This is a genomic window from Brevibacterium sp. K11IcPPYGO002 (genome assembly GCF_050920635.1).
In the GTDB taxonomy this organism is placed as follows: domain Bacteria; phylum Actinomycetota; class Actinomycetes; order Actinomycetales; family Brevibacteriaceae; genus Brevibacterium.
On sequence record NZ_CP131929.1, the window covers coordinates 2,298,966 to 2,318,560 of the forward strand.

Annotated in this window: 15 protein-coding genes; 7 read left to right on the forward strand and 8 right to left on the reverse strand. The window is 65.5% G+C overall.

Features of this window, described 5'->3' with window-relative positions:
- Positions 1-3: 3 nt before the first annotated feature.
- Positions 4-1,854, reverse strand: a complete 1,851-nt coding sequence (locus tag QYM46_RS10485; RefSeq protein ID WP_169252434.1) for an N-acetylmuramoyl-L-alanine amidase — start codon at positions 1,852-1,854, stop codon at positions 4-6.
- A gap of 138 nt (positions 1,855-1,992) precedes the next feature.
- On the opposite strand from QYM46_RS10485, the gene QYM46_RS10490 reads away from it, so the two are divergent.
- Together QYM46_RS10490 and QYM46_RS10495 are read left to right on the forward strand one after the other, a co-directional pair.
- The gene (locus QYM46_RS10490) at positions 1,993-2,847 is read left to right on the forward strand and encodes a DUF817 domain-containing protein (protein WP_432788886.1); all 855 of its coding nucleotides are present in this window, start codon (positions 1,993-1,995) and stop codon (positions 2,845-2,847) included.
- Between the two features lie 33 nt (positions 2,848-2,880).
- Positions 2,881-5,556, forward strand: coding sequence for a penicillin acylase family protein (locus QYM46_RS10495; protein ID WP_432788887.1), 2,676 nt, complete (start codon positions 2,881-2,883; stop codon positions 5,554-5,556).
- A 10-nt stretch (positions 5,557-5,566) separates the two neighbouring features.
- Here QYM46_RS10495 and QYM46_RS10500 read toward each other — a convergent pair whose 3' ends face one another.
- On the reverse strand, positions 5,567-6,766 hold the full coding sequence (locus QYM46_RS10500) for an alpha/beta hydrolase family protein (RefSeq protein WP_169252437.1): 1,200 nt from the start codon (positions 6,764-6,766) through the stop codon (positions 5,567-5,569).
- A gap of 156 nt (positions 6,767-6,922) precedes the next feature.
- On the opposite strand from QYM46_RS10500, the gene msrB reads away from it, so the two are divergent.
- Both msrB and QYM46_RS10510 read left to right on the forward strand, forming a co-directional pair.
- Positions 6,923-7,372, forward strand: coding sequence for a peptide-methionine (R)-S-oxide reductase MsrB (msrB, locus tag QYM46_RS10505; protein ID WP_432788888.1), 450 nt, complete (start codon positions 6,923-6,925; stop codon positions 7,370-7,372).
- Position 7,373: 1 nt separating this feature from the next.
- Positions 7,374-7,907, forward strand: coding sequence for a GNAT family N-acetyltransferase (locus QYM46_RS10510; RefSeq protein WP_432788889.1), 534 nt, complete (start codon positions 7,374-7,376; stop codon positions 7,905-7,907).
- A gap of 4 nt (positions 7,908-7,911) precedes the next feature.
- Here QYM46_RS10510 and QYM46_RS10515 read toward each other — a convergent pair whose 3' ends face one another.
- Positions 7,912-8,388: a MarR family winged helix-turn-helix transcriptional regulator gene (locus tag QYM46_RS10515; protein ID WP_169252439.1), complete on the reverse strand. Its 477-nt coding sequence runs from the start codon at positions 8,386-8,388 to the stop codon at positions 7,912-7,914.
- A 142-nt stretch (positions 8,389-8,530) separates the two neighbouring features.
- Here QYM46_RS10515 and QYM46_RS10520 point away from each other — a divergent pair, with 142 nt between their 5' ends.
- Positions 8,531-8,818 carry a hypothetical protein gene (locus QYM46_RS10520; protein WP_248278880.1) on the forward strand — a complete coding sequence of 96 codons (288 nt, stop codon included), beginning with the start codon at positions 8,531-8,533 and terminating at the stop codon, positions 8,816-8,818.
- A gap of 125 nt (positions 8,819-8,943) precedes the next feature.
- Here QYM46_RS10520 and hemQ read toward each other — a convergent pair whose 3' ends face one another.
- The 3 genes from hemQ to hemE are packed head-to-tail and all read right to left on the reverse strand — an operon-like array spanning position 8,944 to position 12,143.
- Complete coding sequence (gene hemQ, locus QYM46_RS10525) at positions 8,944-9,654, reverse strand: hydrogen peroxide-dependent heme synthase (RefSeq protein ID WP_432788890.1); 711 nt, start codon at positions 9,652-9,654, stop codon at positions 8,944-8,946.
- Between the two features lie 22 nt (positions 9,655-9,676).
- A complete protein-coding gene (hemG, locus tag QYM46_RS10530; protein WP_432788891.1) occupies positions 9,677-11,092 on the reverse strand; it encodes a protoporphyrinogen oxidase in 1,416 nt (471 codons plus the stop codon).
- 4 nt (positions 11,093-11,096) lie between these two features.
- Positions 11,097-12,143: a uroporphyrinogen decarboxylase gene (hemE, locus tag QYM46_RS10535; RefSeq protein ID WP_432788892.1), complete on the reverse strand. Its 1,047-nt coding sequence runs from the start codon at positions 12,141-12,143 to the stop codon at positions 11,097-11,099.
- A gap of 168 nt (positions 12,144-12,311) precedes the next feature.
- Here hemE and QYM46_RS10540 point away from each other — a divergent pair, with 168 nt between their 5' ends.
- Both QYM46_RS10540 and QYM46_RS10545 read left to right on the forward strand, forming a co-directional pair.
- Positions 12,312-12,926, forward strand: coding sequence for a DUF3000 domain-containing protein (locus tag QYM46_RS10540; RefSeq protein WP_169252443.1), 615 nt, complete (start codon positions 12,312-12,314; stop codon positions 12,924-12,926).
- The gene (locus tag QYM46_RS10545) at positions 12,923-14,095 is read left to right on the forward strand and encodes an HRDC domain-containing protein (RefSeq protein WP_432788893.1); all 1,173 of its coding nucleotides are present in this window, start codon (positions 12,923-12,925) and stop codon (positions 14,093-14,095) included. The genes QYM46_RS10540 and QYM46_RS10545 overlap by 4 nt, the downstream gene beginning before the upstream one ends.
- Before the next feature lie 22 nt (positions 14,096-14,117).
- Here the strand turns inward: QYM46_RS10545 and dxs are convergent, their stop codons facing one another.
- Both dxs and acnA read right to left on the reverse strand, forming a co-directional pair.
- Positions 14,118-16,058: a 1-deoxy-D-xylulose-5-phosphate synthase gene (gene dxs, locus QYM46_RS10550; RefSeq protein ID WP_432788894.1), complete on the reverse strand. Its 1,941-nt coding sequence runs from the start codon at positions 16,056-16,058 to the stop codon at positions 14,118-14,120.
- A gap of 660 nt (positions 16,059-16,718) precedes the next feature.
- Positions 16,719-19,403, reverse strand: a complete 2,685-nt coding sequence (gene acnA, locus QYM46_RS10555; RefSeq protein WP_432788895.1) for an aconitate hydratase AcnA — start codon at positions 19,401-19,403, stop codon at positions 16,719-16,721.
- Positions 19,404-19,595 lie beyond the last annotated feature (192 nt).

The window sequence follows — 19,595 nt, forward strand, 5'->3', positions numbered from 1 at the left end:
GCGCTATCTGCGGATATGGACCCTGATTCCGGTCTTCTTCGTGTACGTCATATAGCCGCGTTCGAAGTTCTGGCGTTTGACGCCGTTCTTCACTGTCCGGTCAGCGGTGGGCAGTCCGAGCGTGCTGCGTTCATAGCCCATCTTCTTCCACTTCGTGAGGAAGCCGCCGTAGATGACATCGCTGCCGGTCTGCGGTGACCAGGTGATCATTCCGGAGTGGAATCTCTGGTATCGAGCGCTCTTCCGGTGCTTGAAGGTCTGCTTATCGCTGCTGGGGAACCCGAGGACGCCCTTCTCATACTTCACTCGTTTGTAGGCGACACGGATCTGGCCCTTGGTGAGGAAGTGAGCACCGGTTGATTTCGACCAATACACGGTGCCCTTGGCGAAGGACTGGTAAGCACCGTTCGGGTTCGTCAGCTTCTTCTCCGAGCCGACCGGTTTGCCGGTCTTCGCCGCGTTCTTCTGATAGTACGAACCGATTGCGCCCTTCGTCGGATACGACTTCGGTTTCGGCGCGGGTTTGGGCGCGGGCTTCGGGGCCGGACTTGTGGTCGGCGGCGGGGTCAGCTCGGGCACCAGTGACTTGGCTCCTGTGCGAATGCTGCCGAGCTTGTTGTAGAACGCGAGTCCCGGGCATTCGGTGTAGCTGGTGTCCCGGTGTCCGGCGACGACGTTGAGGCTGACCTTCTTGCCCAGGGCGTACTTGCTCGTCCCACCCCCGCCTGAAGTCAGAGTCATCTTCCCGGTCGGGTTGAAGCCGTACTGTCCGGCTTTCCACGCGACGAGGCGTTTGACCGAGGTCTGTGCTGCCGCGCTCGGGGCCGCCGAGGAGTAGGTGCCGAGCACGCTGATGCCGATGGTCCAGGAATTGAACCCGGACGCGTGAGCTCCGGTCACTGCCTTGTCGAGGCTGCCGGCACGACCTTCGTACATGGTGCCGTATCTGTCGACGAGGAAGTTGTACCCGAGGTCGCACCATCCGCGGTTCTGAGTGTGATAGGTGAGGTAGCCGCGGATGATTGCCGGTGCCTGTGCCTTCGAGTACGAGTTCGAACCCGCTGTGTGATGGATGAACACGCCTGTGGCCGATGGCGTCGTGTCCGTGGCACAGCGGACGAGCTTCTCATCGGCACCCCACTGTTTGCGCGTGACGATCTTCGCGCGCAGGTCCGCGGCCGAGATCTGCGCGTCGACGCCCGATCCCGTGGCTGCCTGTGTGGTCAGGCCGCCGGCGGACTTCGCGACCTGTGCATCAGCCTTGGTGACCGCAGTGGACACCCGGGTGATCCGCAGATCATCGGTAGCGGCCTGTGGGTCGGCGGCGCGGACTTCGACGGCATCGGAGTCGAGCACCGGCACAGCCACGGACTGCGACTGGTGTGAGGCAGCAGGGATCTGCGCTGCTTCTGCGGAAGAGAGGTCAGGTCCGCCTTCGTCGTCCGTGGGCAGGGTCTCCCACGCCGACCAGCCGTTCCCATCGCGGGTGCGGATCTCCAGCTCGGGATCGTCGCCTTCCCAGGTGGCGCCGACGATTGTCACGTCCGAGGAATCCAGCGGCAACGCTGTGACCTCATCGGTCTGGGCGTCGACGGTCGTCTCCGCAGGAGCGCCTTCGGTGTCTGCGCCGGCGGCGGCGTCCTGGGCCGAGTCCTCGTCGGTGCGCGAGGACCCGCTGTCGCCCTCCCCGGATTCTGAGTCGCCGAGGCCGGGTGCCGTTGTCGGCACGTTCGCCGCAGAGGCACCGTTCGTGTTCGTGAGTGTGTCCGGTGCGGCCGCGAGCGCCGGTCCCGATAGGGTCGCAGTGAGGAGAATTCCGGTGAGTGCCGAGGCGAGGAATGGCAGCGGTTTCATCAGGTGAGGTCCTTGAGGTCGTCCATGACCAAGTGAGCGTTCTTCTCACTGGATGGGGGCCGGATTACGGGCACCCAGTGTGACCGCAGGAATATCGTAAGGTCATTCTCAGTTTTTCGGAAGTGGGTACTTCAGCAGATGGCTGATCGCGGCGAACTCACCACACTCGAGGCGGTCCTCGACGCCTTTGCCGACAGGCTGCTCCCCCGGGTTCCCGCCGGCATTCGGGAGTTCCTCGCCTTCGGAGTCAAACAGGCGTGGGCCTGCCTCTTCGGCGCCCTCATGCTCGCCGCCATCATCGCCACTTCACTGTTCTATCCCGATGACGCGGCCATCGCCGCCAACGACTTCCTCGTCATTCTCGCCGTGCTGGTTCAGATCGGGATGCTCGTCGCTCGGCTCGAGACCGGTCGCGAGCTCATCGTCATCATCGTCTTCCACGTCGTCGGCACCGGCATGGAGGTCTTCAAAACCGCCGTGGGCTCATGGAACTACGCCCCCGGCGGGGTCCTGCACATCGGTGCCGTGCCCCTGTTCACCGGGTTCATGTACGCAGCGGTCGGCTCCTATATCGCCCGCGTGTACCGTCTCTTCGACTTGCGCTTCTGCCATTACCCGCCGAGGTGGCTGACCGTGATCATCGCCGCCGCCATCTACGTCAACTTCTTCACCCACCATTTCATCCTCGATGTCCGCTGGGTCCTCGTCGTGGCCACCGTCATCGTCTTCTTCCGCTGCCGCATGTACTTCCACGTCCACCGCAGAACACTGACCATGCCGGTGCTGTTGGCCTTCGTCCTCGTCGCCTTCTTCATCTGGGTCGCCGAGAACATCGGGACCGCGGCCGGTGCCTGGCTGTACCCGAGTCAGGACGACGGCTGGCACCTGGTGCCGCTGACGAAGCTGGTGGCGTGGTTCCTGCTCATGATGATCTCCGTCGTTCTCGTGACCTTCGTCCACAGACCCAAGCCACCTGACACCTATACTTGCTGAGACCGAAACATTCAGGACGGCCGAAGGAGACTCATGGCGGCACCCGATGCGCAGAATGAGATAGAATCGAGCGCATTGCTCAAGGTGCTCCGCCCATCCAGCGGTTCCACCCTGTCGGTCAGCGCGCGTGTGCTGCTGCGCGTCATCGCCGGAGTTCTCGTTCTCGCCCTCATCCTCGCCCTCGTCGGACTGTTCCTCGTCCGTCGGTCCTTCCCGACCACCGATGGTGAGATCTCGCTGCCGGGGCTCGACGCACCGGTCACCGTCCACCGTGACGAATCGGGTGTGCCGACCATCGAGGCCGAAACCGCGCACGACCTGTTCCTGGCCCAAGGATTCGTCCACGCTCAGGACAGGTTCTGGGAGATGGATTTCCGCCGGCATGTCACCTCGGGACGGCTCTCCGAGCTCTTCGGCAGATCCCAGCTGAGCACCGACACCTTCATCCGCACTCTCGGCTGGCGGAAGGTCGCCGAGCAGGAGGTGAGGAAGCTCGATAAGACGAGCCTGGGCTACTACGAGGCCTATGCGGACGGAGTCAACGCCTATCTCAAGGACAAGTCCCCCACAGAGCTGTCCCTCGAATACGCCGTCCTCGGAATCGAGTCCGGCAGCACCGAGGTCGAGGAATGGACCCCGGTCGACAGTGTCGCCTGGCTCAAGGCCATGGCCTGGGACCTGCGATCGAATCTCGAAGACGAGATCGACCGGTCGATTCTCGGCTCTGAGCTGACCGACGAGCAGATGGCCGATCTCTATCCGGACTATCCGTACGACACCCGTCCGACGATCCTCGGCGGCAAGGCCGGCCAGAAGGCCCCGAAGAACCGCAGCGGCGATGACGCCGACGACGAGTCCCATGTCGACGACCGTGCACGGGAGGACGATGAGGCACGGGCCGGAGGCACTGTCACCGAGGCTGCCGCCCCGACCGATGGTCTTCTCGACCTGCGGAACACGCTCGATTCGCTGCCGCCGATGCTGGGACAGAACAGCGACGATATCGGGTCGAATTCGTGGGTGATCTCCGGGGAGCACACGAGCACCGGTCGTCCGCTGCTGTCGAACGACCCGCACCTCGCCCCGGCGATGCCCTCGGTCTGGTACCAGGTGGGCCTGCGATGCAAGAAGGTCACCGACGAGTGCCCCTTCGATGTCACCGGGTTCTCCTTCTCCGGACTGCCCGGCGTCGTCATCGGCCACAACCAGTCGATCGCCTGGGGGCTGACGAATCTCGGCGCCGATGTCACCGACCTCGTGGTGGAGAAGATCCGCGACGGGAAGGTCATCCACGACGACGGTGACGAACCGCTGCAGGTCCGCAAGGAGACGATCGAGGTCGCGGGCGAGGACCCGCGCGAGATCACCATCCGCTCCACCCGCAACGGCCCTCTCGTATCGAAGCTCGAGGGCACCTACCGCAAGGTCCTCGATGCGACGACCGGGGCGGATTCGCAGGATCCGAAATCGGGACCGGCCGAGGAGCACTACGGTCTCGCCCTCGATTGGACGGCTCTGCGCCCGGGCACGACCGCCTCGGCGGTGTTCGCCATCAACAAGGCCACGAACTGGCAGGAGTTCCGGCATGCGGCGTCCCTGTTCGACGTGCCCTCCCAGAACCTCGTCTACGCCGATGTCGCCGGCAATATCGGCTATCAGGCCCCCGGGATGATCCCGCGTCGAGGACAGGCCGACGGCACCGTGCCCCGTCGCGGCTGGAAGTCCGACGAGGACTGGCAGGGCTGGGTCGACTTCGACGACCTGCCGAGCCTGTACAACCCGGAGCGCGGGTGGATCGTCACCGCGAACAACCCGGTCGCCTCCCCCGGCGAGACCGTGCAGCTGGGTGAGGACTTCGACTACGGAGATCGTGCCCGCCGCATCACGAAACGCATCAAGGATGCCGTCGCCGAGGGCCGGAAGCTGCGGCCGACGGACATGGCGGAGATCCAGAACGACGACCAGAATCCGTTCGCCGCGAAACTCGTGCCCGAAGCCGTCAAGATCCACTCCCACGGTGATGAGGACATCCTCGAAGCCAAGAAGCTGCTCAAGGCGTGGAACGGCTTTGATGCCGCCAGCAGTGCCGGAGCCGCCTACTTCAACGTGCTCACGAAGACGCTGCTCGAACAGACGATCAGTTCGAAGCTGCCCGATGGGGTGTCCCCCGGCGGCGGATCGCGGTGGTACCTCGTGCTCGCGGACCTCCTCGAGGACCCGGATTCGAGGTGGTGGTCGAGTCAGGGCGTCGAAGGTCGGGACGAGGCTCTGCGCAAGGCCATGAAGACGGCGTGGGCGGAGACGGAGGACCTGCTGGGACCGGAGCCCGTGACCTGGCGGTGGGGAATCCTGCACCGACTGACGATCCGCAACGCCAGCCTCGGCGAATCCGGGATCACGCCGGTGGAGAAGCTGTTCAACCGCGGCCCCTACGAGGTCTCGGGCGGCTCGGGAGTCGTCCATGCCACCGGCTGGGACGCCTCGGTCGGATATGAGACGAACTGGGTGCCGTCGATGCGGCAGACGGTCGATCTGTCGAACTTCGACGCGTCGAACTGGATCAACCTCACGGGAGCATCCGGGCATGCCTTCCACCCGCATTACGACGATCAGACGAATGATTGGGCGGCCAATGTCAATCGCCCTTGGCCGTATTCGAAGCAGGCGGTGGCCGCGGCGGCTGAGGACACGCTCACGCTCGAACCGTGAGGGCGGGGTTTCAGTCCTTGGGCAGGATCTTCGCCTCGAGGAAGTTCGCGACATCGTCTTCCCAGCGCACCGGGTCGATGTTCCATTCCTTCGTGTGATGGGCCTTGCTGTATGAGGGCATCGTCACCAGGTCCCGCCTGACCCCGGCCAGAGCGTGAGACGGTCCGGAGGGGACGAATTCGTCGTCGTCGGAGTGGATGAGCAGCACGGGCACGTCGAGTTCGGCGGCACGGGTCACCCAGTCCATGCGATCGAGGTCGAGCGGGGTCTCCAGGCCGGTGATCGGACGTGCCCACGGCTGCGTGATCATCTCGAGCGTGAGTTTGGCGATCGGCGTCGGCAGCAGGTTCTTCTTCGCCTGCCCGTCGAGCACATTCACCCAGTCGACGACCGGTCCGTCGAGGACCAGTGAGGTCACGAATCTGCGATTGCGTCCGCGGGAGGCCGCCTGCAGGGCGATGGCCCCGCCCATCGACCAGCCGAAGAGCACGATGTTCTTCGCCCCGTGTGAGACGGCGAAGTCGATGGCCGCGTCGACGTCGATCCATTCGGTGTCGCCGAGTCCGTAGCGTGATGTGGTCTCCACCCGCACCTCGGCGTCGTTGCGGTAGGACATGGCGATCGCGGGCACACCGAGGGTGTTGAGCACGGGGGCGGCACGCAGACCTTCGGCGCGGGTGCTCGCACGACCGTGGATGAGGATCGCCCAGGTGTCCTGAGGCTCGGGATGATCGGTCGGCAGCAGCCATGCGGGCAGGCTCCCGGCATCGGAGCGGATCTCGATGTCCTCGAAGTTCACGCCGGCCGCGATCGGATCGGGATAGACGACGCCGGTCCAGCGTCCCCGCCAGGCCCGGCGGATATCACCGCGGGTGACGGACAGGATCTCCCGGGAGACGGTGCGTGAGCGCGGATCGTATTCGACGATGTCGCCGATCACCGCGTGCCCCGACCCCTGATTGAAGTAGAGCCCATAGGTGCCGGGCACCGTGGTCTCCTCATCGGCGGGCAGGTGGATGCGCATATTCGGCGGAAAACCGTCGATGTGCAGGATGTCGAGTTCTTCGGGCGCATTCTCCGGAACGATGATCTTCCGGGCGAAGTAGGCGGCCAAGCCCGACGACGCCACAGAGATCAGGGCACCGAGTCCGGCGCCGACGCCGATACCGGCGGCGAGCAGGCGGGCGGGGAACTTCGTGTCGCGGACCATGAAAACCTCCTGTGTTCATTGTTGCCTACGGAATGATCAGGCACCAAACGCTGTTGTGCGGAATGGGCGAGTGCCGCTCGCAGTCGCACTCACCAGGGGCGGAGACCATCTCCCCCGCACCGCAATCACCGTGAAGGACAGAGACCGGAGGTCACGATGACTCAGTCATCCGATATCAACGCTGGAACGTCGACGAAAAAGGGGGCAGCGGCCGAGGAGATCCGCTGGCAGGACGTGCTCACGCCCGAGGAGTTCGCAGTGCTGCGCCAGGGCGGAACCGAACGCCCATTCACCGGTGAGTACAACGATGAGACGACTTCGGGGATGTACCAGTGTCGGGCCTGCGGAGCCGACCTGTTCCCGTCGGAGACGAAGTTCGCCTCACACTGCGGCTGGCCGTCGTTCTACGCGCCTCTGGCCGAAGACCGGGTCCGCTACATCCGCGACAACTCGCTGGGTATGGAACGGGTCGAGGTCCGCTGCGCGAACTGCGATTCGCACATGGGCCATGTCTTCTCGGGCGAGGGCTATGGCACTCCGACCGACCAGCGCTACTGCATCAACTCGATCTCTCTGAAGCTCAACACCGACGCTGCGGACAGCTGAGGTGACAGCTGAACCTCGCATCAGCGATGCGACCGAACCGGTCGTGAAGACCTTCGACCAGCTCCTGCCGGCAGAGCTCTACGGAATCCTCCAGCTGCGCTCCCTCGCCTTCGTCGTCGAACAGGAATGCGTCTTCCTCGACGCCGATGGAGTCGATACCCTGCCGGAGACGCTGCACTTCTTCTACCCGCGTCCGGAGGCGGTGATGTCGGACACTCATGGTGCCGAGCACGGACGCGATCTCTCACCATGGGCCTACGCCAGGCTGCTCCCGGCTGACATTCCCGACGGACCGGCCGCCCGCCCCGGAGCGCGCAGCATCAGTCGTGTGGCGACCCACCCCGACGCCCGCGGTCAGGGTTGGAGCCGGCGACTGCTCGGCGACATCGTCGACGCCTGGTCGGCCACACCGCTGACGCTCAATGCGCAGTCCCACCTCGGCCGGCTGTACTCGTCCTTCGGCTTCGTCCCGAATGGTCCCCGCTTCGACGAGGACGGGATCGAGCACACCCCGATGGAGCGCCCGGCCGGCTGATCGTTCAGTCGTCGGCCTCGGCGGCGGCGTCGACGGAGGCGATGATCTTCTGCATCACCGCGTGCAGTTCGCGCACTCCGTCGACGTCCATGCCGAGCTTGGCCATCATCGTCCCGGGGATCGCCTCGGCGGTCTTGCGCAGCTCACGGCCGGTGTCGGTGAGCGTGACCTCGACGATCCGCTCGTCGCTGCCGCTGCGCGTCTTCGTCACATAGTCCAGCGCGTCGAGGCGTTTGACCAGCGGGGACACTGTGGCGGGTTCGAGACGCAGCAGCCGGGCGATCTCACGCACAGGCAGCCTCTCGTGCTGCCACAGCGCGAGCATGACCAGATACTGCGGATGGGTCAGGCCGAGCGGTTCGAGCACGGTCCGATAGGCACCGATCACCCCGCGGGAGGCCACCGCCAGTGCGAAGCAGATCTGGCTCTCGAGCGCCAGCGGATTGTCCAGCTGCTCTGTCGAACGTTGAGATTCCAGCATCGTGCGTCGTCGATCCTCCGCCTCGGCAATCAGGGCGTGCACCCTCCTCAGGAATTACTTAGTGCACTAATGATTAGTGTACACTGTTGGTGAAGTCTGACCGTCCGAGCCCATGCGGCACCACGTCGATAGGATCCCCTCTATGTCGTCCTCCTCGCAGCCTTCCGCCGATGGTTCCGAACGCAAGCAGGACCGGAAGCCTGCACGTTCGGCGCGGAAGGGCGATGAGTATCCGGGGTCTCAGCGTGGGGTGGGCTGGCTCAACAACTTCTTCCGCAAGATCGTCGGCCCGGCCCAGGTCGACAACACTCGTCCGGGCGGCTATTACGAGGACGAGACTCTGCGGCATCAGCAGCTCGATGCCATGGGCCTGGAGATGCGCACCGACGCCAGCGGCCACTCCTATGTGGTCAAGAAGGGCAGCAGATAGCCGCGGGTCACTCCCCGACCACGCGAAGGGCCGCCGCACCGGATCGGTGCGGCGGCCCTTTCTCTGCCACAGGTTCTGCCGGCCTCAGGCCCGTTCTCGGACCCGGCGGGGCGAACGACGCTCAGTCAGCGCCAGTCGGAGATGATGTCGACGAGTTCGCGACGCGGTCCGGTGTAGAACGGAACCTCTTCGCGCACGTGCAGGCGTGCCTCGGTGTTGCGCAGGTCGCGCATGAGGTCGACGATGCGATGCAGTTCGGCGGCCTCGAAGGCCAGCAGCCATTCGTAGTCGCCGAGTGCGAAGGACGCGATCGTGTTCGCTTTGATGTCCTTGTACCCGGCGGCGGCCATCCCGTGGTCGCGCAGCATCGTCGCCCGTTCGGCGGGGTCGAGGAGGTACCAGTCGTAGGACCGCACGAACGGGTACACGCAGATGTAATCGCCGGGTTCCGGATCGGTCAGCAGAGCCGGCAGGTGCGCCTTGTTGAACTCGGCCGGGCGGTGGATTCCGACGACGGACCAGACGGGTTCGAGCACTCCGCCGATGAGGCTGCGGCGGATCGCCGAGTACGCGGCCTGGACGACCTCGATCTCGGGGGCGTGGTACCAGAACATGACATCGGCATCGGCGCGCAGAGCGGAGACGTCATAGATTCCGCGCACGATGAGGCCGCGTTCCTTCAGGGGCTCGAGAGCCGCATGCAGCTCATCGGCGAGTTCCCTGCGGTCGGCATCGCCGAGCTCTCCGGCTGAGGCGAAGACGGAGTAGGCGATATACCGCGTCTGCTCGTTCGCTTCTTCGATCTGGGCGTCGGTGGGCTGAGTGTATTCGCTCATATCTGCTCCTTCTGTCTTCTCTTCATTCTGACGTGTCACGGTCGTCATCGGCGGGTCGGTTCAGTCTCTGGGCAGCTGCGTCCGCGCGGGCGATGCAGGCGGGAATGCCGACTCCCCCATAGGCGGATCCGGCGAGTTCGAGGCCGGGCAGGCCCGCGATCTCCGAGTCGATGGCGGCGATGCGTCCGGCATGGCCGGGCAGGTACTGCGGCAGTGCGGAGTCCCAGCGCTGGACTTCCGAGCCGAGCAGCTGCGACTCCGGGCGGGAGGTGATCGTCTGCCAATCGGCGAAGGCGCGTCCGATGATCTCCTCATCGGACAGACTGCTCCACACCTCGGGCCCGTCGCCGAAGCGTCCGATGCTCATCCGCACCAGGGCCGTCCCCGCGGGGATGTGGTCAGCCGTCCACGGCCATTTGTTCGACACGAATGTCGAGGCCTTGATGAATGTGCCCTCGGTCGCGGGGACGAGGAACCCCGACCCCTCCAGCTCGACTCCCCCGAGGTCGACGAGGGCGGCAACCAGTGCAGTGGAGGCAGAGGGAATCTCGCCGAGGCGACCCGCCGATTCCGGGGCCACCGGCCTCAGCAGCCCGGCGGTCACATGCGCGGGCGTGGCGAGGACGAGCCCATCGGATTCGATGTCGCCCCCCTCGCCACGGACGATCCACCTCTCACCGTCGCGGTCGATCCCGGTGACACCGGCGCCGAGGCGGACCGTCCCGCCGCCCAGCACGATCGCCTCGTGCAGGGCCGGGATGAGGCGGTTGATTCCGCCTTCGAAGCTCATGAACACCGGTTCCGGGTTCCCTGCCGACGCGGTCTGGGCGTCGCGGGCGGCGAGGAGCTGCGCGACGAGGTCGAGCACCGAGGTGCCCTCGACGGCGGCGGGCAGCAGTGCGGGCACCGTTTCGGCCAGGGACAGGTCCCGGCAGCGGCCCGCGTACACCCCACCGAGCAGAGGATCGACGAGTGCGTCGACGATGGTGCCGCCGAGGCGCGCGGACAGGAAGTCCCCGAGCGAGACGTCATCACCCTCGATCGGCGGGGTGATCCGTTCGGCCGCCAAGCGGGCGGCCGCCTCGGCGCCGATGAGGGCTTCGACCTCGGACGCCTCGGCGGGCACCCCCATGATCGTCCGTTTGGGGATCGCGTGCAGGCTTCCCCGGCTGAGCACCTGCGAACTGTGCTGAGTCGAGGGGAACACGGGGTTGAGGCCGAGTTGGGCGGCCAGGCCCTTGGTCTCCGGACGACGGTTGAGGCTCGCTTCGGCCCCGGTGTCGATGCCCACCGGCACGGCACCATCAAGCGTGGCTGCTTTCAGACAGCCGCCGAGGCGGTCACCGGCTTCCAGCACGGTGACTCGGTGGTCGGCGGAGAGCCGGTAGGCGGCGACGAGGCCGGAGATCCCTCCCCCGACGACGGTGATCTCACTCATCGGATCAGCCGCGACCGCCGAGGATCTCTGCCGAGACGCGGTGGACGAGGTCGACGACGCGTCCGGGCACCTCGGGGTCGGTGTCGGGCAGGACACCGTGGCCGAGGTTGAAGACGAATCCGCGGTCGAGTTCGAGCCCCTTGCGCACGATCGCCTCGACGCGGGCGGACAGTGCCTCCCACGGGGCGAAGAGCAGGGCCGGGTCCAAGTTGCCCTGGAGCGCCTGACCGGGGTTGACGCGAGTGGCGGCATCGGCGAGGTCGACGCGGAAGTCGACGCCGACGGTCGTCGATCCGGCCTGTGCCATGGAGCCGAGCAGCTCACCGGTCTGCACTCCGAAGTGGATGCTGGGCACATCGTGTCCGGACAGTGCGTCGAAGACCGCGGTCGAGTGTTCGAGGACGTGGTTCTCGTAGTCCTCTCGAGCGAGGTAGCCGGCCCAGGAGTCGAAGAGCTGGAAGGCCTTGGCGCCGGCGTTCAGCTGCACGTCGATGAACGTCGCCGACATCTGCGCAAGCTTGCTCAGCAGGGTCGAGAACGCCTCGGGGTCGGAGACCATGAGTGATTTCGTCTTCTCATGGTTCTTGCTCGGCCCGCCTTCGATGAGGTAGCTGGCCAGCGTGAACGGAGCGCCGGCGAAGCCGATGAGCGGGGTGGCCTCGCCGAGTTCGGCGGTCACCCGCTGGATCGATTCGGCGATATCGGGGATATCGGCGGCGTCGAGGTCGGGCAGGGCATCGATATCGGCGCGGGAGCGCACCGGAGAGGCGATGACCGGGCCGACGCCGGGAACGATCTCCACATCGACACCGGCGGCCTGGAGCGGGACGACGATATCGGAGAAGAAGATGGCCGCGTCGACGCCGTGGCGGCGGACCGGTTGGAGGGTGATCTCGGAGACCATCTCGGGGTCGCGGCAGGCATCGAGCATCTGCGTGCCTTCGCGCAGCGTGCGGTACTCGGGCAGGGAGCGGCCGGCCTGCCGCATGAACCAGACGGGAGTGTGCGGAACCGGCTCCGAACGCAGGGCAGCCAACAGGGGTGATGTCATGGGGCCATCTTCCCATTCTTCGATCGCTCATGCCCACTCGGCAGCGGTTTCAAGACGGCTCGTCTTGCCGTCTCAGCATGCGGCCGAGGACACGGGCCGCAGGAATGTCCGGGGCCGCCTCGGCGTGGATGATTCCCCTGTCCGCATGGCTGATCTATCGTGGCAACTGTGGTCAACACCTCACCTCTCAATCGCATTCCGGCGGAGTTCTCCGCCGTGACGTCGGTGCTGCGTCAGGCGCGCAGCACGAACAACGTGTCGATTTCCGAGATCCCCGCCCCGGCCAGACTGGCCCCCTACTCCTATGCTCTCGGAGCCGAGGTCAGCGCCGATGAGACGTTCCTGCGGGCCAGCGGCGAAACCATCGACGAACTCGCGACCGGCCGCATCGTCGTCCTCTACGATCCCGCCGCCCCGGAGGAATGGGAAGGATCGTTCCGGGTGGTCTCCTACATCCGTGCCGAGCTCGAACACGAACTCGGCAATGAGACGATGCTCGGGCACGTCGCGTGGAGCTGGCTCGAAGATGCCCTCGACTCCAACGACTGCCAGGTCCTCGCCGCCGGTGGGACGACCACTCGGGTGCTGTCCGAGAGCTTCGGCACCCTGGCCGATCGCCCGGCCACGATAGACTTGGAGCTGCGCGCTTCGTGGACACCCGTGATTGACGAGCCGGATCTGATCGGCAATCACTTCGAAGCCTGGATCGATCTGCTCAGCACAGTCGCCGGACTGCCACCACTTCCTGAAGGAGTCACAGCCCTGCCCGGGCGCCGTCGATGACAACTGAACTACCGCTTTTGGAAACACCCGCGAACGGCATCCCCGACGTCGTCGACACCCCAGAGGACCTCTCCTCCTCGATCGCCGGTCTGGCCGCCGCCCAGGGTCCGATCGCCATCGATGCCGAACGTGCTTCCGGAATCAGATATGGTCAGCGCGCCTTCCTCGTGCAGCTGCGCCGTGAGGGTGCAGGCACATTCCTCCTCGATTCCGAGACGCTCGGGGATCTCAGCGACCTCAACCCGGCCCTCGGAACCGATGAGTGGGTCATCCATTCGGTGACGCAGGACCTGCCGTGTCTGCAGGAGCGCGGGATGCGCCCGGCCGCTCTGTTCGACACCGAACTGGCGGCGAGACTGCTCGGGTGGGAGAAGTTCGGTCTGGCCGCGGTCGCCGAACGCACCCTGGGTGTGCGGCTGGCGAAGGAGCATTCGGCCGCCGATTGGTCAACGCGTCCGCTGCCGAAGGAGTGGCTGAACTATGCCGCCCTCGACGTCGAAGTGCTCTTGCCGATCCGCGATATCCTCCACCAGCAGCTTCTCGACTCCGACCGGTGGGAGTTTGCGCAGCAGGAGTTCACCCACCTGCTCGATTTCACGCCGAAGCATTTCGATGAGCCGTGGCGACGCACGCATGGACTGTCGAAGATCAGGTCCCGCCGCGACATCGCCCGGGTCCGCGAGCTCTGGCAGGCCCGGGATTCCATGGCGCGTGAGGCCGATCTGGCTCCCACGAAGATCCTGCGCGATCGTGAGCTCGTCGCCCTCGCTCAATCCGGTGTGAAGTCCAGCGACGACATCCTGGCTCAGTGGCGCAGGCTCTCCCGCGCCGAGGCGGCCCGACTCTTCCGTGCCTACCGCAAGGCCTCCCGGTTGGGTGCCGACGAGCTGCCGGGACGGTCCGAGCGCGGACGGTCGAAGCGCAGCGAGTTCAATCCGGCGGAACTCAAGGAGCGGGTGGCCGCGCTCAAGTCCGCGATGTCACAGCTCTCCGAGGAGCTGACGATCCCCCACGATATTCTCCTCCAGCCGGCAATCGTGAAGTCGCTGGCCGCGGAGTCGGGCGTCGATGTCGAGGACCACCTCGCCGAGGCGGGAGCCCGACCGTGGCAGATCGAGCTCAGTGCCCCTGTACTGAAGAAGACCCTGGCCGGGCTCCCCCTACCCTGACCGTCACGCTCAGCCCCGGACCTCACACCGCGCGGCGGGAACTCTGATCGGCTCGATCGGCCACCTCGGCGGGCAGGGCCTTGAGAATATCGGCCACGATCGTGTCGACGTCGAGGCCCACCTCGGCGAGGATCTCTTCGCGTGTTCCCTGCGGCAGGAACTCATCGGGCACGCCGAGCTCGAGCACCCCGATCCGCGAATCGGCTTCGCGCAGGTCGGAGCGGATCTGCGAACCCACACCGCCGATCTTCACCCCGTCTTCGATGACGGCCACGAGGCTGTGGTCGGCGGCGAGGTCGACGACGGATCCGGGCACGGGCAGCACCCATCTGGGATCGACGATCGTGGCTCTCAGCCCCTGCTCGCCCAGACGGTCGGCGACGTCCCCGGCCAACGTGGCGAAGGGCCCGACGGAGACGATGAGCACATGGGGCTTCGACCCGGCCGGCCCCTCACGGAGGATGTCGACGCCGTCGTCGAGCCGCCTCAGCGCCGGGATGTCGGCCCCGACGCTGCCGCGGGGAAATCTCACCACGGTCGGGGCGTTGGAGACGGTGACGGCTTCGCGCAGCTCTTCGGTCAGCCGGGCGGCATCGCGGGGTGCGGCCAGGCGCAGTCCGGGGACGACGCGCAGCATCGCGATGTCCCAGATTCCGTGGTGGCTGGCTCCGTCCGGGCCGGTGATTCCGGCGCGGTCGAGGACGAAGGTCACGCCCTGACGGTGGAGAGCGACGTCCATGAGCACTTGGTCGAAGGCCCGGGAGAGGAACGTCGAGTAGATGCACACGACGGGGTGGAGGCCGCCGTAGGACAGCCCCGCGGCGGAGGCGACCGCATGCTGTTCGGCGATGCCGACGTCGAAGACGCGGTCGGGGAACTCCGCGGCGAATTTCGCCAGTCCCACGGGCAGGAGCATGGCCGCGGTGATGGCGACGATGTCCTCGCGCTCTTCGGCGAGTTCGCAGATCTCGGTGCCGAACACGGAGGTCCATGATGTCGATTTCGACGGTGTCGACTTGCCCGTCACGGGGTCGATGACGCCGACGGAGTGGAATTGGTCGGCGTCATCGTTGACGGCCGGGTCGAATCCGTGGCCCTTCTGCGTGATCATGTGGACGATGACAGGACCGCCGTCGAACTGCTTGGCCAGCTGGAGGGCCTTGTCGACCGAGGACTGATCGTGTCCGTCGACGGGGCCCAGGTATTTGATGCCGAGTTCGTCGAACATTCCGGTCTCGGGTGGGCTGACCATGTCCTTGAGTCCGCGTTTGACGCCGTGGATGGCGCTGTAGGCGGCGCGGCCGGGTCGGCCGGATTGGCGGAGTGTCTCTTTGCCCCAGCTCAGGAGCCTCTCGTAGCTCGAGGTGGTGCGCAGTTCGTCGAGGTGGGCGGCGAATCCGCCGACGGTCGGGGCGTAGGAGCGGCCGTTGTCGTTGACGATGATGACCAGCCGCCGCGGCGGGGTGGAGGTGTCGGCGGCGATGGTGTTGAGCGCTTCCCAGGTCATTCCCCCGGTCAGGGCCCCGTCGCCGATGACGACGACGACGTGGCGGTCGTCCTCGCCTTTCAGCTGGCGGGCCTTGGCGATGCCGTCGGCCCAGGACAGCGAGGCCGAGGCGTGGGAGTTCTCGACGACGTCATGATCGCTCTCGGACCGGCTCGGATAGCCGGAGAGCCCGTCGCGCTGCCGGAGGGTGGAGAACTCCTCGCGGCGGCCGGTGAGCAGCTTGTGCACATACGTCTGGTGGCCGACGTCGAAGATGATGGTGTCGCGTGGCGAGTCGAAGGTGCGGTGGATGCCCATGGTCAGTTCGACGACGCCGAGGTTGGGGCCCAGATGTCCGCCCGTGCCGGACACGGTCGTGATGAGGTAGTCGCGGATCTCTTTGGCCAGCACGTCGCATTCCGACGCGTCGAGTCGACGCAGGTCGGCCGGCGAGCCGAGGGATTCGAGAAAGGTCATGCGGCCTCAGTTCTGACGTCATCGTTGGCGGACAGATTCCATTCGCCCCATCCTATCGCTCACAGATGCGTCGCTCACCCTTCGCTGCATTTCTCCGCGCTGCAGTGCCCCTCATCCTTCCCGTCACACCGCCTCGGCGCTGGCAATTCACACCATTGCGAAAGCACCCCTCACCGTTCGTGGCACACCACCCCGTTGCTGCACGGTGTTGAGAGACTGCCGATGAGTGATGGTCGCATTCGCGCCCACCCCCACCCACGCCGAGGCGGCCGACCACCAGCGCAAGGATTCCCGCGGGCGCGCTCACGCTCCCTGACAATCCCGCACGACAGCGACCGTCCCTCACCCTTCGCCGCACACCACCCCGCTGCAACGGGGCGATTTGTCACGAACGGTGACGGATTCCTTGGCAGCGGTGTGGTTTGTCACGAACGGTGAGGGATGCCGAACTGTGTGGAGGACGTAACGCGAACGGTGAGGGATGCTCTGTCAACGGCACCGCCGCACGCATCCGGGGACGACGAAGGCCGGTGGGAAGAATCCCACCGGCCTTCGATCAGTTTCGGCTCAGCGCTTCAGCGCGAACCGGCTGCCGCGAGTCGCAGACTCACGGCTCAGCCTGGTGCGGCGAAGTCGCCGCTCAGGCCTCGTCTCCTGCGATCAGGCTTCTGCGAGCTGACGCAGCACGTACTGCAGGATGCCGCCGTTGCGGTAGTAGTCGGCTTCACCCGGGGTGTCGATGCGGACGACGGCGTCGAATTCGACCTTGGTGCCGTCTTCCTTCTCGGCGGTGACCTTGACGGTCGCCGGAGTCGTGCCCTCGTTGAGCTCCGTGACGCCTTCGATGGAGAAGGTCTCGGTGCCGTCGAGTCCGAGCGAATCAGCGGATTCGCCGGCGGGGAACTGCAGCGGCAGAACGCCCATGCCGATGAGGTTCGAGCGGTGGATGCGCTCGAAGCTCTCGGTGATGACGGCCTCGACGCCGAGCAGCTTCGTGCCCTTGGCGGCCCAGTCACGCGAGGATCCCGAGCCGTATTCCTTGCCACCGAGGACGACGAGCGGGGTGCCGGCGGCCTGGTAGTTCACGGACGCGTCGTAGATCGTCGTCTGCGGTCCGCCTTCCTGCGAGAAGTCGCGGGTGAAGCCACCCTGGACTCCGTCGAGGAGCTGGTTCTGCAGACGGATGTTCGCAAACGTTCCGCGGATCATGACTTCGTGGTTGCCGCGACGCGAGCCGTAGGAGTTGAAGTCCTTGCGCTCGACGCCGTGCTCGACGAGGTACTTGCCGGCCGGGGTGTCGGCTTTGAAGGAACCTGCGGGCGAGATGTGGTCGGTGGTCACCGAGTCGCCGAGCTTCGCGAGCACGCGGGCGCCCTTGATGTCCTTGACGGCTTCGGGCTTGAGACCCATGCCGTCGAAGAAGGTGGGCTTGCGCACGTAGGTCGACTCGTCATCCCACTCGAAGACCTTGCCCTCGGGGGTGTCGAGCTGCTGCCAGCGCTCGTCACCGTCGAAGATGCGACCGTATTCGTTGTCGAACATATCGGTCGAGATCGAATCGGCGATGACCGACTCAACCTCGTCAGGCGAGGGCCACAGGTCGGCCAGGTAGACGTCGACGCCGTCCGAGTCCTTGCCCAGGGGCTGGTTCTCGAAGTCGAAGTCCATGGTGCCGGCCAGTGCGTAGGCGATGACCAGCGGAGGCGAAGCGAGGTAGTTCATCTTCACGTCCGGGCTGATGCGGCCCTCGAAGTTGCGGTTGCCCGACAGGACTGCGGTGACCGAGAGGTCGTTGTCCTGGATGCTGTCGGAGATCTCCGCGTCCAGCGGACCGGAGTTGCCGATGCAGGTGGTGCAGCCGTAGCCGACGATGTAGAAGTTCAGCGCTTCGAGGTCCTCGATGAGGCCGGCCTTGTTGTAGTACTCGGTGACGACCTTCGAACCCGGTGCGATCGAGGTCTTGACCCACGGCTTCGAGTTGAGTCCGCGCTTGCGGGCATTGCGTGCCAGCAGGCCGGCGGCCATCATCACCGAGGGGTTCGAGGTGTTGGTGCAGGAGGTGATCGAAGCGATCGCCACGGCACCGTTGGCCAGCTCGAAGTTGCGTCCGTCGGCGGTGCTGACGGCCACGGACTTCGACTCCTCGCCGGGAGCGGCGTAGTTGTGGATGTCCTTGGCGAACTGGTTCTTGGCGTCGGAGAGCTCGATGCGGTCCTGCGGGCGCTTCGGTCCGGAGATCGAGGGCACCACGGTGGACAGGTCGAGTTCGAGGTACTCGGAGTACTCGACTTCGTTGTCCGGATCGTGCCAGAGTCCCTGCGTCTTGGCGTAGTCCTCGACGAGCTGGATCTGCTCATCCGAGCGGCCGGTGAGCTTGAGGTAGTCGATGGTGACTTCGTCGATCGGGAAGATCGCGGCGGTCGAACCGAACTCGGGGCTCATGTTGCCGATGGTCGCACGGTTGGCCAGCGGCACCTCGGCGACGCCCTTGCCGTAGAACTCGACGAACTTGCCGACGGCACCGTGCTGACGGAGCATATCGGTGATCGTGAGGACAACGTCGGTCGCGGTGACACCGGAGGGAATCTCACCGGTGAGCTTGAAGCCGACGACGCGCGGGATGAGCATGGAGACCGGCTGGCCGAGCATGGCGGCCTCTGCCTCGATGCCGCCGACGCCCCAACCGAGCACACCGAGGCCGTTGACCATCGTGGTGTGCGAGTCGGTGCCGACGAGGGTGTCCGGGTAGGCCCGGAGGACTCCGTCGACCTCGCGCGGCATGACCACGCGAGCCAGGTGCTCGATGTTGACCTGGTGGACGATGCCCATGCCCGGAGGCACGACCTTGAAGTCTTCGAATGCGGTCTGGCCCCAGCGCAGGAACTGGTAGCGCTCACCGTTGCGCTGGTATTCGATGTCCATGTTGAGTTCGACGGCGTCAGCGGTGCCGAAGCGGTCGATCTGCACCGAGTGGTCGATGACCAGTTCGGCCGGAGCCAGCGGGTTGACCTGGTCCGGGCTGCCGCCGAGCTCGACGACCTTCTCGCGCATGGTGGCGAGGTCGACGATGCAGGGCACACCGGTGAAGTCCTGCATCACCACGCGGGCGGGGGTGAACTGGATCTCCGTATCGGGTTCGGCATTGGGATCCCAGCTGCCGAGGGCTTGAATATGTTCCGAAGTGATGTTGGCGCCGTCTTCCGTGCGCAGCAGGTTCTCCAACAGCACCTTGAGGCTGAAGGGAAGCTTCTCCGACCCTTTGACCTGGTCCAGGCGATAGATCTCATAATCCTTATCGCCTACGGTCAGGGTGCTCTTCGATTTGAACGTATCGACGTTGCTCATCGTGATTCTCCTGTTTCATCCGACACTCATCCACGAAACCGGGTCCGTCCGACTCGGCGGTCGGACCCTTGCATCACGCACCGATTTACGCGACACATATGTTTCCAAAAGTATCTTGACGTCAAGATAAATTCTATCGCATTTGAGGGGCTTTGACCACCATGGCACACGGACGAACGGCGCCCGTCGATC

Bases quoted from the DNA above. Each gene is read 5' to 3' on its own strand.
- QYM46_RS10515 (WP_169252439.1), bottom strand. From the start codon at position 8,388: ATGCTGGAATCTCAACGTTCGACAGAGCAGCTGGACAATCCGCTGGCG.
- QYM46_RS10495 (WP_432788887.1), top strand. From the start codon at position 2,881: ATGGCGGCACCCGATGCGCAGAATGAGATAGAATCGAGCGCATTGCTC.
- msrB (WP_432788888.1), top strand. From the start codon at position 6,923: ATGACTCAGTCATCCGATATCAACGCTGGAACGTCGACGAAAAAGGGG.
- hemQ (WP_432788890.1), bottom strand. From the start codon at position 9,654: ATGAGCGAATACACTCAGCCCACCGACGCCCAGATCGAAGAAGCGAAC.
- QYM46_RS10545 (WP_432788893.1), top strand. From the start codon at position 12,923: ATGACAACTGAACTACCGCTTTTGGAAACACCCGCGAACGGCATCCCC.
- QYM46_RS10485 (WP_169252434.1), bottom strand. From the start codon at position 1,854: ATGAAACCGCTGCCATTCCTCGCCTCGGCACTCACCGGAATTCTCCTC.
- QYM46_RS10490 (WP_432788886.1), top strand. From the start codon at position 1,993: ATGGCTGATCGCGGCGAACTCACCACACTCGAGGCGGTCCTCGACGCC.
- QYM46_RS10520 (WP_248278880.1), top strand. From the start codon at position 8,531: ATGTCGTCCTCCTCGCAGCCTTCCGCCGATGGTTCCGAACGCAAGCAG.
- acnA (WP_432788895.1), bottom strand. From the start codon at position 19,403: ATGAGCAACGTCGATACGTTCAAATCGAAGAGCACCCTGACCGTAGGC.
- hemE (WP_432788892.1), bottom strand. From the start codon at position 12,143: ATGACATCACCCCTGTTGGCTGCCCTGCGTTCGGAGCCGGTTCCGCAC.
- hemG (WP_432788891.1), bottom strand. From the start codon at position 11,092: ATGAGTGAGATCACCGTCGTCGGGGGAGGGATCTCCGGCCTCGTCGCC.
- dxs (WP_432788894.1), bottom strand. From the start codon at position 16,058: ATGACCTTTCTCGAATCCCTCGGCTCGCCGGCCGACCTGCGTCGACTC.
- QYM46_RS10500 (WP_169252437.1), bottom strand. From the start codon at position 6,766: ATGGTCCGCGACACGAAGTTCCCCGCCCGCCTGCTCGCCGCCGGTATC.